Origin of the sequence: Thomasclavelia saccharogumia DSM 17460, from assembly GCF_000686665.1 — a bacterium.
GTDB lineage: Bacteria > Bacillota_I > Bacilli_A > Erysipelotrichales > Coprobacillaceae > Thomasclavelia > Thomasclavelia saccharogumia.
On sequence record NZ_JMLH01000063.1, the window covers coordinates 1 to 15,978 of the forward strand.

Annotated in this window: 12 protein-coding genes and 1 rRNA gene; 11 read left to right on the plus strand and 2 right to left on the minus strand. The window is 31.5% G+C overall.

The genetic code is table 11. The features are described from left to right. Positions 1-365: transposase (locus BR82_RS15805; protein ID WP_034864922.1), on the minus strand; the 365-nt coding region annotated here is incomplete at its 3' end. A gap of 347 nt (positions 366-712) precedes the next feature. On the opposite strand from BR82_RS15805, the gene BR82_RS16430 reads away from it, so the two are divergent. Beyond that, positions 713-1,504 carry a 3'-5' exonuclease gene (locus BR82_RS16430; protein ID WP_051592827.1) on the plus strand — a complete coding sequence of 264 codons (792 nt, stop codon included), beginning with the start codon at positions 713-715 and terminating at the stop codon, positions 1,502-1,504. 16 nt (positions 1,505-1,520) lie between these two features. After that, a complete protein-coding gene (locus tag BR82_RS0111975; protein WP_240474558.1) occupies positions 1,521-2,351 on the plus strand; it encodes a hypothetical protein in 831 nt (276 codons plus the stop codon). 204 nt (positions 2,352-2,555) lie between these two features. Here the strand turns inward: BR82_RS0111975 and BR82_RS0111980 are convergent, their stop codons facing one another. After that, a complete protein-coding gene (locus BR82_RS0111980; RefSeq protein WP_027090382.1) occupies positions 2,556-2,933 on the minus strand; it encodes a PH domain-containing protein in 378 nt (125 codons plus the stop codon). Positions 2,934-3,107: 174 nt separating this feature from the next. Between BR82_RS0111980 and BR82_RS0111985 the strand changes: the two genes are divergently transcribed. The 9 genes from BR82_RS0111985 to BR82_RS0112025 all read left to right on the plus strand — a co-directional run. Next, positions 3,108-4,703, plus strand: a complete 1,596-nt coding sequence (locus tag BR82_RS0111985) for a DEAD/DEAH box helicase (RefSeq protein WP_034864924.1) — start codon at positions 3,108-3,110, stop codon at positions 4,701-4,703. A gap of 147 nt (positions 4,704-4,850) precedes the next feature. Further along, a complete protein-coding gene (ppdK, locus tag BR82_RS0111990) occupies positions 4,851-7,517 on the plus strand; it encodes a pyruvate, phosphate dikinase (RefSeq protein WP_027090384.1) in 2,667 nt (888 codons plus the stop codon). An 83-nt stretch (positions 7,518-7,600) separates the two neighbouring features. After that, positions 7,601-8,581: an asparaginase gene (locus BR82_RS0111995; protein ID WP_027090385.1), complete on the plus strand. Its 981-nt coding sequence runs from the start codon at positions 7,601-7,603 to the stop codon at positions 8,579-8,581. 14 nt (positions 8,582-8,595) lie between these two features. Next, positions 8,596-9,588: a DNA-processing protein DprA gene (locus BR82_RS0112000; RefSeq protein WP_027090386.1), complete on the plus strand. Its 993-nt coding sequence runs from the start codon at positions 8,596-8,598 to the stop codon at positions 9,586-9,588. 1 nt (position 9,589) lies between these two features. Continuing rightward, a complete protein-coding gene (locus BR82_RS0112005) occupies positions 9,590-10,231 on the plus strand; it encodes a rhomboid family intramembrane serine protease (RefSeq protein WP_027090387.1) in 642 nt (213 codons plus the stop codon). A gap of 33 nt (positions 10,232-10,264) precedes the next feature. Then, complete coding sequence (gene galU, locus BR82_RS0112010) at positions 10,265-11,161, plus strand: UTP--glucose-1-phosphate uridylyltransferase GalU (RefSeq protein ID WP_027090388.1); 897 nt, start codon at positions 10,265-10,267, stop codon at positions 11,159-11,161. 2 nt (positions 11,162-11,163) lie between these two features. Beyond that, positions 11,164-11,631, plus strand: a complete 468-nt coding sequence (locus BR82_RS0112015; RefSeq protein WP_240474559.1) for a hypothetical protein — start codon at positions 11,164-11,166, stop codon at positions 11,629-11,631. A 105-nt stretch (positions 11,632-11,736) separates the two neighbouring features. After that, a complete protein-coding gene (nifJ, locus tag BR82_RS0112020; RefSeq protein WP_027090390.1) occupies positions 11,737-15,255 on the plus strand; it encodes a pyruvate:ferredoxin (flavodoxin) oxidoreductase in 3,519 nt (1,172 codons plus the stop codon). A 521-nt stretch (positions 15,256-15,776) separates the two neighbouring features. Continuing rightward, a 16S ribosomal RNA gene (locus BR82_RS0112025) occupies positions 15,777-15,978 on the plus strand; the annotation flags it as partial.

The window sequence follows — 15,978 nt, forward strand, 5'->3', positions numbered from 1 at the left end:
TCAAATACTTCACTGTCACTATATCTTCTAATATAGTTTTGTGACCAGGTCGAATAGTTGGGAACCTTTTCTTTGATTGACAGTCCTAAAAACCATCTGTATGCAAGATTCACTTCAATTTCTTTACATGTTTTTCTCATTGAATTGATTCCAAAAATAATATTGATAAAAAGCATTTTAAAAAGCACTACGGGATCGATACTCGCTCTGCCGCAAGGACTATAAAGTTTTTCCACCAGTGGATAAATAAAACTCCAGTCAATAGCCGCTTCAAGTTTTCTAACCTCATGATGAAGCGGAACCAGCTCATCAATAGTGCTTAAAATAATGTGATCATGTTTAATTGTATTTACTGTCATTACCATTTTTATTACCTCCAAATACGTGTATACCTGAATTATACCATATTTTGATTTCTTTATCTTAAATAAAAAAAGTCGTGGAGCTTTAAAATGTTTACGTATTTGGAAAAAAGTCATCCACGACATTAGTTATATTATCATATAATCATTAAAATAAAAAGACTGTTTCAAATATTTTTATTTGTCAACAGCCTGAGAACAATCATTATTGATTGTTCTTTTGATATTAAAACGTGTTTGAATTAAATTTAAAGTTTTATTTATGATGTTTGTTATATATTATGGGTAATTGATAATATAGATGGCATGATTTGATAAATTGTGATAAACTTTAGAACATGAGGTGTAATATGAAGAATAAATATGTAGTTCTGGATTTTGAAACAACTGGTATTAATATGTATCATGATGATGAAGTAGTTCAGGTAGCAATAATTAATCAGGATGATGAAGTTTTGATTAACGAATTATGTAAGCCAAAAAGACATTTTTCTTGGTCTAATGCGCAAAGAGTGCATGGTATTTCACCATCTGATGTTAAGGATAAACTTAGTTTTGAAGATTATATCAATGTAGTAAAAGATATCTTTGATAATTGTGAATTTATTGTTTGCTACAATACTGCATTTGAACAGGGAATATTAAAGAATTATGGCGTAGATGTAGAGAAATATAAGTTTAGAGATCCGATGAAAGAATTCGCACCTATCTATGGTGAGATGGGCAATCGTGGTCGATATAAATGGAAATCTTTAACCGTTTGTGCTGAATATTATGGTTATGAATTTACAGCTCATGATGCTTTAGAGGATGTAAAAGCAACTAGATTTTGTTTTGAACAAATTGAAGCATATAATACGAATAAACGTAATTTAAATTCACCATATATTGATAATTGGAAATCGTTATTTAAACCTTGGATCATTGAAAGAGGTATAAAGTATTTTCAAGATGGAATGGTTGATATTATTTATCAAAGTACTGAACATATCGTAGCTTCGGTAAACGGGACAACTAAATATATGGTTTCTGTTGAGGTAAAAGAAAAAAGAATAAGAAAAATAGCATGTAATTGCCCATACGCTTCTAGTGGGAATAACTGCAAACATATGGCAGCTGTTCTTTTTAAAGTGAATGAGTAGTTTTATGGGGGATAAGATGATTAATAGATATAGATTAAAGATATTTTATAAAGAAAATAAAGTAACTATAGATGTTGATGAAAATATAACATTCAATAAATTAAGTGAGATAATTAATGATAGATTATTATTAAATAAATGCAAATTTTATGAATTTTTACATAATAATACTATTATTGCGGCTGAAAATAAAAAAGAGGACGTTAAAATTAAGGATTATTTGGAATTAGACCAGAAATTGATGTATCATACAGGCAAAAAAACTGATCCGTGTAATATTGAAATAATTGTTTGGGATTATATATTGGATGCTAACGATGCTGTGATGAAGAAGTTTGTACAGTTGGTAAAAAAAGTAGATAAAGCCAAACCTAAACAAGTTTATTATTTAAATAAGGAGCAAAGAAGATTTATTGATAATATATTAAAAGATTGTTATGAATCTTTAAAAACGCTTAATTTCGGTGGAGAATACCATTATCATCTTTTAAAGAATGGAAAGAATTATTTAGCAGTAAAATTAACTTATTATATGCTGGATGATAAATATGAGTTATGTTTGTTTAATACTGTAAAAGAATTAAAAAATGGTACCTATAAATACTTGATTACTTTTTATGATATGAATCGTGCTTATTTTAAAGGGTATCAGGGAGTTAATCGAAATATTTTTGTGTTGTCTGGAAAAGATGATACAATTAAAAGTGAAGATTTTGAATATATTTATAATGCTCTGAATCGTTTGATGTATATGTTTAAAGATGTAGATGGGGGTTATTTATTTGTTGATCATGATAAATATTTGATTTATGATATAGCTGATGGTCGATATCAGATTAAAAAATAAGGATCATATTTAGAATAAAATAGATCTGCTCATTGTATAGAATAAAGATCAAGAAAAGTAACGGTAATGTAATCGTGATATAATATTTTATTGTTGCTATATGATAGATAAAGTAGAAGTAAAAGGAAGTTTATCGAAACGTTAATAAACTTCCTTTTTGCCTGCTATATACAATAAAATCATTAAAAATAATTTGTTTACAGTTTAATCGAATTGATCATCTGAGTTATAAACATCATTAAAAAATTCTTTTCCAACTATTTGTTTTTTATCACGGGCTTCTTCAACTAAATTAGAAATCAGACCTTTTACGTCATGTGGATTTTTAATGCTTTTTAAATGAACTTCTTTACTACTATCAGCTTTAGTATACAAGATAACAGTTCCAGTCCCAAAAATTTTTTGAGCTAATGTTCTTTGCAAACATATATCGGTAATACGGTACAAGAGTAATTCATCATAATGGGTGTTGATTAATCCTGTCTGTTGATATAAACGTTCATTTTTAATTTCATATTTTGTAAAACTAAAAGGAAACCACATGAAGTGTTTTCGATCATGCCAAATAATTTCATTATTCATAAAAATTCCTCCAATTAAATCATTGTCAAAATTATAACAGTAATGATAAATAATTACTAGGATAATGACAATAATCTTATTTTGTATAAAAATAGGATGAATTTCTAAAAATAGGTTTGTATATAATGAGTAATTATGCTATACTCACCAAAGTAATTAGAAAGGTATTAAACGATGATTGAAAATAAATTTGAACAACTAGGATTAAGTAATGAAGTATTAAAAGCAATAGTAGATATGGGATTTTCTAAACCATCACAAATTCAAGAAAAAGCAATTCCCGTCTTACTTACTGGGGTAGACATAATTGGTCAGGCGCAAACAGGAACAGGTAAGACTTTAGCGTTTGGGAGTGTTCTTTTATCTAAAATAGAACCTGCTAATGATAAATTGCCACAAGCAATAATCCTTTCGCCAACTAGAGAATTGGCAATGCAAATTCATGAAGAAATGAATCGAATAGGCAAATATAACGGTAGTAAAATTACCTGTGTATATGGTGGAAGTGATATTGAAAAACAGATTCGAACAATAAAAAAAGGAATCGATATAATTGTTGGAACACCTGGAAGAGTAATGGATTTAATGCGCCGTAAAGTTTTAAAACTTACAAATATAAAATTTGTGGTGCTGGATGAAGCGGATGAAATGTTGAATATGGGATTTGTTGAAGACATAGAAATGATTTTAAAAGAAATTGATGATAGTCGACAAACTATTCTATTTTCAGCAACAATGCCAGCAGGAATTAAGAAGATTGCTCAAAATTATATGCATGATGATTTTGAACATGTTGCAGTGTTGTCAAAACAAGCGACAGCAACGTCAGTAAAACAATTTTATTATGAAGTAAGGCAAAAGGACCGTTTTGAAACATTATGTCGTTTGATTGATGTGGCTAATGTTAAAACTGGAATAATTTTTTGCCGGACTAAACGAAGTGTTGATGAAGTGACTGAACAAATGCAGCAGGCTAATTATAATGTTGAAGCAATGCATGGTGATCTAAGCCAAAATCACCGGATGAATACATTACGTAAATTTAAAAAAGGCACGATTAATTTTTTGATTGCTACAGATGTAGCAGCTAGAGGAATCGATGTTGAAAATGTTACTCATGTAATTAATTATGAACTGCCTCAGGATATTGAGTCATATGTACATCGAATTGGTCGTACTGGTCGAGCTGATAAAGAAGGAATTGCTTATTCGATTATTACGCCAAAAGAAAAAAGTTTTTTAAAGCAGATCGAAAGAGTGACGAAATCAACAATCACTAAAGATACTATTCCAACTCTTAGAGAAATTTCTGAAGCTAAGATGGAAATGCTGATCAGTGATGTAGAAGATGTGATTCTAGCTGGTAATCATAAGAAATTTAAACAGCTGGTCAATGAGATCGATCCAACTATGTTAGCTGATTTTACAGCAGCTTTATTATATATGAATTATCAAGCTCAATTAGGTTTTGATTATAAACGTGATGTAATTCAAGAAGTAAAAGAAGAGAAAAAAAGACAGAATAATAAAGATCAGACAAGAATCTTTATTACAGCAGGATCAATGGACCGTATTAAAGTCCCTCAAATCATTAATTTCTTTGTTAGTAAAGCCGGAATCAGAAAAGAAGATATTGGGGATATTGAGATAAAACGCAAGTTTACATTTGTTGATATTAATAAGAAAGTAGTTAATAAAGTTATTAAAAAATGTAATAAACAAAAGATAAATAATCGTAAAATTGAAATAGAAATTGCAAATAAAAGATAAATATCGATGAAGGAAGGACTGTATTTTTAATAATACAGTCTTTTCTTTATAACAAAATATGATAATTTCAAAGCGCTTCCACTTGAATGAAGGGGGGAAGATGTGTATAATATACACATGGATTAATTCTAAGGAGGATTATATTAAATGAAAAAATATGTTTATATGTTTAGTGAAGGAAACGAAATGATGCGTGACCTTCTTGGTGGTAAAGGTGCTAACCTAGCTGCAATGGTTAATTTAGGTTTACCAGTACCACAAGGGTTTACTGTTACTACAGAAGCATGTAATGAATATTATGCTGATGGTAAGATCATCAATGATGAAATGAAAAAACAAATTGATGAATGTTTGGAAAGATTAGAAAAATTAGCTGGAAAAAAATTAGGTGGATTGGATAATCCTCTATTAGTTTCAGTTCGTTCAGGGGCAAAATTCTCAATGCCTGGAATGATGGATACAATTCTTAATTTAGGTTTGAATGATGAAACTGTTGAAGTTGTAGCTAAACAAACTGGTAATCGTCGTTTTGCTTTTGACAGTTATCGTAGATTTATTCAAATGTATTCTGATGTTGTTTGTGAAGTTGACAAAGAATTATTTGAAGCTAAATTAACTGAATTAAAAACAGCAAATGGATATGAAAGTGATTTAGATATTACAGCTGAAGATTTTGAAAATACTATTATTCCTCAATATAAAGAAATTTTCAAAACTCAATTAGGAAGAGATTTCCCACAAGAAGCTAAAGAACAATTAATGGGAGCTATTTTAGCTGTATTTAGATCTTGGAACAATGATCGTGCTATCATCTATCGTAATTTAAACGGTATTCCTCATGATTTAGGAACTGCTGTAAACGTACAACAAATGGTATTTGGTAACATGGGAAATGATTCAGGTACTGGGGTATTATTTACTCGTAATGCTGCTAATGGTGATAATCACATTTATGGTGAATACTTGATCAACGCTCAAGGTGAAGACGTTGTTGCTGGTATTCGTACACCACAAAAAATCGCTAAATTAGAAGAAGATATGCCTGAAATCTATAAAGAATTAGTTACTATCGTTAAAGGATTAGAAAAACATTACAAAGATATGCAAGACTGTGAATTTACTGTTGAAAATGGTAAATTATTCATCTTACAAACACGTAATGGTAAACGTACAGGTAAAGCTGCTTTGAAAATTGCAGTAGACTTAGTACATGAAGGTTTAATCAATAAATATGAAGCAATGACTCGTGTTGAACCTGATCAAATTTCACAGTTATTGCATCCAAACTTTACTGCTGAAGCTTTAAAATCTGCAGATCCAGTTGTTGAAGGATTACCTGCTTCACCAGGGGCTGGTGCTGGTAAAGTATATTTAACAGCTGAAAAAGTTCATGAAAAAGCTGTGGCTGGTGAAAAAGTTATCTTAGTAAGACATGAAACTTCTCCTGAAGATATTCAAGGAATGGTTGACTGTGAAGGTATCTTAACTTCTACAGGTGGTATGACTAGCCATGCAGCTGTAGTTGCTCGTGGTATGGGTAAATGCTGTATCGTTGGTGCTAAAGCATTAACAATTGATTATGATGCTGGAACATTTACTATTGATGGTAATACTTATCCTGAAGGAACTGAATTATCATTAGATGGTTCTACTGGTAAAGTTTATTTAGGAGTATTAGATTCTGAAGAATCAGAATTAACAGGAGATTTCGCTGAATTAATGTCATGGGCTGATGAAATCAAAAAATTACAAGTTCGTGCTAATGCTGATAGTCCTCGTGATGCTGCTGTAGCAATCAAATTTGGAGCTGAAGGTATTGGTTTATGCCGTACAGAACATATGTTCTTCGAAGGAGATCGTATCGAATATGTAAGACAAATGATCTTATCTGATACAGTGGAAGAAAGAGTTAAAGCATTAGATGAATTATATAAATTCCAAGTTGAAGACTTTAGAGGAATCTATCGTGCAATGGTCGGATTACCAGTAACAGTTCGTTTATTAGATCCACCTCTTCATGAATTCTTACCACACACTGATGAAGAATATCAAGCAGTTGCTGATAAATTAGGTAAGACTTTAGAAGAAGTAAAAACTAAAGGAGCTACTTTAAAAGAAACTAACCCAATGTTAGGACATCGTGGTTCTCGTTTGGCAGTTACTTATCCAGAAATCTATAATATGCAAGTTAAAGCTATTATTGATGCTGCTATTGATGTTGAAAGAGAATTAGGATGTACTATCGTACCAGAAATCATGTTACCATTAATTGGTAGTGAAGCTGAAATCGTTTATGTAAAAAATAATGTTACAAAAGCAATTGAAGCTGCAATCATGGCTAAAAATGCTAAAATTGAATATAAGATTGGTACAATGATTGAAATTCCAAGAGCTGCTTTAACAGCTGATGAAATTGCTAAACATGCAGAATTCTTCTCATTTGGTACAAACGATTTAACTCAAATGACATTTGGATTCTCTCGTGATGATATTGGAAGTTTCTTACCTGAATATATCGACCGTAAAGTGATTCAAGTTGATCCATTCGTATCTTTAGATCAAAGTGGTGTTGGACAATTAGTTGAAATGGCTGCTACTAAAGGTCGTAGTGTTCGTCCTAATATCAAATTAGGTATTTGTGGGGAACATGGTGGAGATCCAGAATCTATTAAATTCTGCCATAAGACAGGATTAACATATGTTTCTTGTTCACCATATCGTGTATTGATTGCACGTCTTGCTGCTGCTCAAGCTGCTGCTGAAGAAATTATTTTGGAACATACTACTGATAAAGTATTAGTAGCTGATAAATAATAACGAAGACGTCTCTTTAATGCAAAGAGACGTTTTTTCTTTTTATACTACAACAAATTTGCTATAATGATAGCGGTGATAAAATGAAGAATATAGTAATTATAGCTACAGGTGGAACGATTGCTGGTAGCGGGAAGATAGGTAAAGCGACAGATTATCATGCTGGAAAGATAGATATCAAAGAAATTATTGATTCGATTCCCACGATCAACGAAGTTGCCAATTTAAAAGCAATCCAGCTTTTTAATGTTGATAGTAATGAAATGGATGAAAAACATTGGCTTTGTCTAACAAAAAAAATCAATGAACTAGCAAACTGTGATGATGTTGATGGTATTGTAGTTACTCATGGTACTGACACGTTAGATGAAACTGCATATTTTTTAAATTTAACAGTTCATACATATAAACCAATTGTTTTAACTGGGGCAATGCGCCCGGCTAGTGCTACTAGTGCTGATGGACCGATGAATTTATATCAAGCAGTTTGCTTAGCTTCAAGCGACGAAGCTTTAGGACATGGCGTAATGGCATTATTTTCGAGTACAATTTATTCAGGACGTGATATTCAAAAGGTGAGTAATTTTAAAATTGATGCTTTTGATCAAAAAGATTTTGGCTGTTTAGGATATATGTATGATGATAAAGTGTTGATGTTTTCGAGAACATTTAAAAAACATACTTTGCAGTCAATTTTTAGTAAAGATTTATCAGAAGAATTACCTGCGGTAGGAATTGTTTATTATTATGCTGGTGCCAAAGTTGAGCTTTTAAAAATGATGGCAGATGAGCATCAGGGGATTGTAATTATTGGCAGTGGTAGTGGTAATTATAGTCGGGTGTGGTTGCAGGAAATTGAGCGCTTGACTAATCAGGGAATAGTGTTTGTTCGGGCTTCGCGGGTAAATCAAGGTATTGTTTATAAAAGTGATGTCTTTGATCCTCATAACGTTTGTATTCCTTCAAATACACTTTCGGGTCAAAAGGCAAGAGTGTTATTAATGTTGGCTTTGAGTAAAACAAGAGATATTAATGAAATTAGACGAATCTTTGATGAGTACTAGGAGATGATACTGTTATGGAACGAATTAAATTAAATTTGGATAGTATTGCAATGATGTTGTTTTGTGCTCATTTAAAAGCATATAAAGAAGTTCCTTTAAGTACTGATGAATGGTTGAAAGTTGAAAAGCTTCTTAAAAAGAAGGATTTAAAAGGCCCGGCGAGTTTACTTTCAATGTCGCAACAAGATTTAGAAGATGTTTTGGAAATTGATGAATTTATTGCTGATAAGATGGTCAGACGTTTGGCAACAGTTAATGTTTTTTTAAGTGTTTTAAATAATTTAGAAGGTAATGGTATCAATGTTACGACTAAATATGAAGAAAATTTTCCAGCTAGATTAGTTGGACAGTTAAAAAAAAGAGCACCATTATACTTATTTTATTGTGGTAATATTAATATTATTAAAGATGGTATTTCATTAATGGGTCTAACTAAAGTAACTAAAAAAGATCGAACATACACGAAGCGTTTAATTGATAAAGCAGTTGAAGATGATTTGGTGTATATTTCTAATGATAGTAAAGGAATTGATGAAGTTGCATTTCATTATGCTTTACAGCAGGACTGCAAATGTGTTAGTTTTGTTTGTGAAAGATTGACAGCGAAACAAAACGAATATAAAAAACACCTAAAAACGGGACAATTGGTAATGTTGAGCGCTGAGGACCCTAATAGTTATTTTAATGTTACTAGTGCTATTGATCGTAATAGTTATGTCTGTGCCCTTTCTAAATATCAAATTGTTATTTCAAGCAGTATAAATAATGGAGCAACCTGGTTTACCGCTTTACAGAATCTTCATAACAATTGGACTATTCCTTTAGCAATTGAAGGGTCATATTTGGGAAATGATCGTTTGTTAGATATGGGAGTCACGCCTATTTATATTAAAGATATTTTGGCGGATCTTTCATTTGATATGATATATGAAAAAAATAAAAGAATCTTGGAAGATCCAGAAGTAAATATCGACCAAATGTCAATATTTGAATTTATAGGAGAATAGTATGAAATTTGATTATAAGAAGTATCCTGTCACAATTATCGTAGTCAGTATATGTGTTTTAGTTTATATTTATACAACATTCAAGTATAGCTTAGATATGAGTGCTCAGCAAGGAATTGAATGTGGTGGATTTAATCCAATCTTAGTGGTTTATTTTAAACAATATTATCGATTAATAACAGCTAACTTTATCCATTTTGGTTTAATGCATATTTTTTGTAATTGTTATTCGTTGATTAATCTAGGCTCTGTAATGGAATATCTGTTAGGACAAAAGCGTTATGGAATCGTGTTAGGAGTATCAGCACTATCAACAACTCTGTTACCATGTTTGTATTTTGTTATTACAGGTAATGGTGCTAATAGTGTAATGGGAGGAATTTCAGGAGCAATATTTGGCTTGATGGGAGCATTATTAGCATTGGCAATAAAATTTAAAAATATTTATGCTTATTTATTTAAACAAATTTCTTCAAGTATATTATTAATGTTATTGATTTCATTTTTGATTCCATCAATTTCATTAGCGGGACATATTTCAGGAATGATTGGCGGATTTGTTGCGATGATGCTGATTATTCGCTTTATGCCTTTAAATATTTGGAAAAAACAAACAACTGCATATAATAATATTGTTAATTAAAGTAAAATATATATAGATGAAAAGGAGAAAAAGATGAAACAAAGAGTTAGAAAAGCAATCATTCCAGCTGCTGGATTAGGAACAAGATTTTTACCAGCAACTAAAGCATTAGCTAAAGAAATGTTACCAATTGTTGATACACCAACAATTCAATATATTATTCAAGAAGCAGTCGATAGTGGGATAGAAGAAATCTTAATTATCACTAATTCTAATAAACATGCCATGGAGAATCATTTTGATAAATCTTATGAATTAGAAGCTCGTTTAATGGAGGCTGGAAAAGTTGAGCAGGTTAAGATGATTCAGGATATTGCAAGTATGGCAAATATTTATTATATTCGTCAAAAAGAGCCAAAAGGATTAGGACATGCGGTATTATGTGCTAAATCATTTATTGGTGATGAGCCATTTGCAGTGCTATTAGGTGATGATATCGTCGTAAACGAAAATGGTAAACCGGCTTTGAAACAATTGATCGATGCATATATGAGTAAAGAGGCTTCGGTTGTGGGAGTGCAAACAGTTAATCATAATGAGGTAAATAAATATGGAATCGTTAGTCCGTCCAAATCACACCCGGTTGAAAGTTCAGGAAGATTAGTAAAATTAAATGATATGGTTGAAAAGCCTGCAATAGATAAGGCTCCTAGTGATATGGCGGTATTAGGGCGTTATGTCTTAACTCCTAAAGTTTTTGAATTGTTAGAGACTCAGGGAAAAGGGGCTGGCGGAGAAATTCAATTAACTGATGCGATTAAACGTTTGATGGATATTCAAGCTGTTTATGCATATGATTTTGAAGGAATTAGATATGATGTTGGTGATAAATTTGGTTTTATCAAAGCTACGATTGATTTTGCGTTAAATCGTGATGATTTAAAAGATAAGGTTCAAGAATATATTGAAACAATTGTAAAAGGTAAATAATGATGAGTATTAAGGATAAATATAACGATTATAAGGAAAGAAAAGAAGCTCAGGCGTTTTTTAATCGCCATAATGATGAAAAAGTTTATGGTAAAGATTATTTGACAGCTATAGTTGTGGGGTTGGGAGTTACAGCTGTTTTAGGGGTAATCATGGAATGGGTAATAGCTAAAATCGGTATTAATTTTTCATATTTTTCAATTATTGTTGGAATATTGCAGGCTCGAGCAGTTAGAAAAGTTTTGAATAAAAGTGGTGAAAAATTAGCTGTTATATCGGTTATAACTTTTATTTTAGGAATTATTTTTGCTCAAACTATTTATATGTGTATTAGGTTATCATATTTTAATATGCAGATATTAGTAAATACGTTTATATATTATATAAGATACATGTTTGTAGGAGATTTTTTAAATACTGTTATATATATATTTGGTGCAGCAGCTTCATATATGGCTTTAAAAGATTAAGACATTTAAATACTTTTAATTGAATAACGGTTTTGGCAATTTATAGCTAGCAAATAAATAATTGCCGTAGTATAATGTATTTATGCAAAAGGAGGATTTAAAAAAATGGCTAAAAAGTTTTTATCAATGGATGGTAATACTGCTGCTGCGCATGTAGCTTATGCGTTTACAGAAGTAGCAAGTATCTATCCTATTACACCTTCATCTCCAATGGCTGAAAATGCAGAAGCCTGGGCTGCTCAAGGAAAGAAAAATATCTTTGGCTCACCAGTTAATGTAATTGAAATGCAATCAGAAGCAGGAGCTGCAGGTGCTGTTCATGGGGCTTTACAAGGTGGGGCATTAGCAACAACTTTTACAGCGTCACAGGGACTATTGTTGATGATTCCTAATTTATATAAGATTGCAGGTGAATTATTACCTGGAGTATTCCATGTATCTGCTCGTGCACTTGCAACTAGATCATTAAATATTTTTGGCGATCATCAAGATATTTATGCTTGCCGTCAAGTTGGAATGCCAATGATTTGTTCACATTCTGTCCAAGAAGTTATGGATTTAGGAGGAATTGCTCATTTAACTGCAATCAAAGGATCTGTTCCTGTAATGCATTTCTTTGATGGTTTTAGAACATCACATGAAATTCAAAAAGTTGAAGTTATGGATTATGATGTACTTGCAAGTTTATTAGATCGTGAAGCGCTTGCAAGATATAAAAAAAGTGCTTTAAATCCACATATTAATCCTATTGAACGTGGTGGGGCAGAAAATGATGATATTTATTTCCAAGGACGCGAAGCACAAAATAAACATTATGAAGCAGTAGTTGAAATTGTTGCTGATTATATGAAAAAGATTTCTGAAATTACGGGAAGAGAATATGCACCATTTACATATTATGGTGATCCTGATGCAACAAGAGTAATTATTGCAATGGGTTCAGTGACTGAAACAATTAAAGAAACAATTGATGAAATGAGTCGAAACGGTGAACGTGTAGGTTTAATTAAAGTGCACTTATATCGACCATTCTCTGCAAAATATTTATTGAATGTTTTACCAGATACAGTAGAGAAAGTTGCTGTGTTGGATCGTACTAAAGAAATGGGAGCTACAGGTGAACCACTATATTTGGATGTATGTAGTGTTTTGAAAGATGTAGATCATGTTAAAACAATTGTTGGTGGACGCTATGGAATGGGTTCTAAAGATACTACACCACGACAAATTAAAGCAGTTTATGATCATTTATTGCAAGATGATCCATTTACATCATTTACAATTGGTATTAATGATGATGTGACAAATTTATCATTGAAAGAAGATCCTGATTTTAATGTTAAAGCTGATTATACAGCATGTTTATTCTATGGTTTAGGATCAGATGGGACAGTTTCAGCGAATAAATCAGCAATTAAAATCATCGGAGATCATACTGATTTATATTCTCAAGCGTATTTTGCTTATGATAGTAAAAAAGCTGGTGGGGCGACTCGCTCTAATTTAAGATTTGGACATAGTCCAATTAGAGCTACATATTATGTTAATAATGCTGATTTTATTTCTTGTTCTTTAGATAACTATTGTTTAAAATATGACATGTTAAAGAATCTAAAAAAAGGTGGAACTTTCTTATTAAATACTGAATTTAATGAAAGTGAGATCATAGATTATTTACCAAACAAATTGAAAAAACAATTGGCAGATCTAGAAGCTAAATTCTATATTATCAATGCTAATAAAATTGCTCATGAAATTGGTATGGGAAGAAGAACTAATACGATTCTTCAATCTGCGTTCTTTGCATTAAATCCACAAATCTTACCAATTGATGAAGCTATTACATATATGAAAGAAATGGCTAAAAAGACATATGGTAAAAAAGGTGATGCTATTGTAGAACTAAATTATAAAGCTATTGATGCTGGTAAAGATGCTATTGTCGAAGTCAAAGTTGATCCAAGCTGGAAAGATTTGACAGTAACTAGTCGCCGTGAAAGAACTGGTGATGAACATTTTGATAATTTTGTATCTATAATTAATAAATTAGATGGATATGATTTACCAGTTTCTGCATTTATGGATAAATTAGATGGTTCAATGAAATCTGGAGTTGCTATTAAAGAAAAACGAGCTATCGCTACTGAGGTGCCTCGTTGGAAAAAAGAAAACTGTATTCAATGTAATAACTGTGTAATGGTTTGTCCACATGCAACAATCAGAGCATTCTTGATCGATGATGAGGAAATGGCAGACTTACCAGAAAATATCAGTGATGATGTTTTAAAACCAATGGGTAAAAATGTTGATGGATTAGTATATCGAATTCAAGTTTCACCAGATAACTGTGTTGGCTGTGGATTGTGTGTGACTGAATGTCCTGGTAAAAAAGGCGAAAAAGCTCTTGAAATGGTACCAGTGAAAGAGGAATTGAAACATGCTAAGTTAGCAGATCATATGTATGAACATGTTGCTTATAAGACTGATAAATATCCTTTAACAACGGTAAAGGGTGTTGGTTTTATGAGACCATATTTTGAAGTTTCAGGTGCTTGTGGTGGTTGTGGAGAAACGCCATATTATCGTTTGGCTTCACAATTATTTGGTAAAGATATGATGATTGCTAATGCTACAGGATGTAGTTCTATCTATTCTGGTTCTACTCCTTCAACACCATGTAATATTGATAAAAATGGACAAGGACCAGCATGGGCTAACTCATTATTTGAAGATAATGCTGAATATGGTTTTGGAATGAAATTAGCTGAAAATTATAAAACAAATCATTTATTAAGTGTAATCGATGCTAATAAAGCTGATTGTGAACCTGAATTACAAGCATTATTAGATGAATATGTTGCAAATAAAGGTAATCGTGAACAAGAAAGAGCAATCGTTGATAAAATGTTACCATTGATCGTTGCTTCTAAAAATGAAGGTATTAAAGAATTATTAAGTCAAGAAGGTGATTTAGTAAGTAAATCACAATGGATCATCGGTGGTGATGGTTGGGCATATGACATTGGTTATGGTGGTGTAGACCATGTTTTAGCCAGTGATCAAAACGTTAATATTTTAGTATTAGATACTGAAGTGTATTCAAATACTGGTGGACAATCATCTAAATCATCACAAGCTGGTTCAATTGCTAAATTTACAGCTGGCGGTAAAACGGTGGCTAAAAAAGATTTAGCCCAAATTGCTATGGCATATGGTCATGTATATGTTGCTCAAGTTGCAATGGGGGCTAATCCAATGCAAACTATCAAAGCGTTTAAAGAAGCTGAATCATATAATGGACCATCACTAATTATTGCTTATTCTCCATGTATGGAACATGGAATCAAAGGTGGTCTAGCTAATCATCAAAGACAGCAAAAAGATGCTATAGCTTGTGGATATTTTAACTTGTTAAGATATGACCCACGTTTAGAAGAAGCTGGAAAGAATCCATTACAAATAGATTCTAAAGAACCTGATTTTGATAAATTTAAAGATTTCTTGTTATCTGAAAATCGATTTGCACAATTATCAAAAGTTAATCCAGCTCACGCTGAAGAATTAATGGATAAATGTTTAGCTGATGCTAAAAAGCGTCGGATGCGTTTAAATAGAATGGTTTAAAAAATAAATTAAAGAGACTGAAAGAAAATGTTGTTTAATTAAATAACATTTGACAGCAGTCTTTTTTTGTAGAGTTTAGTATGATTCACAAAAAAATTATAGCTTTTTAGATTGCAATGTGAATAAAAAAAATATATATGTTTTAGCAACTTTCTAGAAAATACTAAAGTTAACATCATTGGATTTAATGCAAGAAATTAAAAATGTTATTGCAGTAATTAACATGAGATTTCTATAATAATGAAAAATATGTTAATGATCATCTAAAAATATATAGGAAACAGGAAGATTTGAAACAAAATATGTTTTAATTTTTCATGAATTTTATTTTAAAAGATATTTTTTAACAAATTTATTAAAAAAAAGAATAAAATTCTTTACATTCATCAATAATAGTGATAGAATGTTAATGCACTTGAGAAAAGTGGAGAGATCATTGAAAACTAAACAGAATTAAGAAACACACGTCAAAGAAGAGAAAAAGAAGAGCTAAACAAACGAAAGATTGTAAAGATAAAGAGACAATGGAGAGTTTGATCCTGGCTCAGGATGAACGCTGGCGGCGTGCCTAATACATGCAAGTCGAACGCGGGCAGTAATGTCCGAGTGGCGAACGGGTGAGTAAGACATAAGTAACCTGCCCTTTACAGGGGGATAACTATTGGAAACGATAGCTAAGACCGCATAGGTAAAGATACCGCATGGTAGGTTTATTAAAAGTGC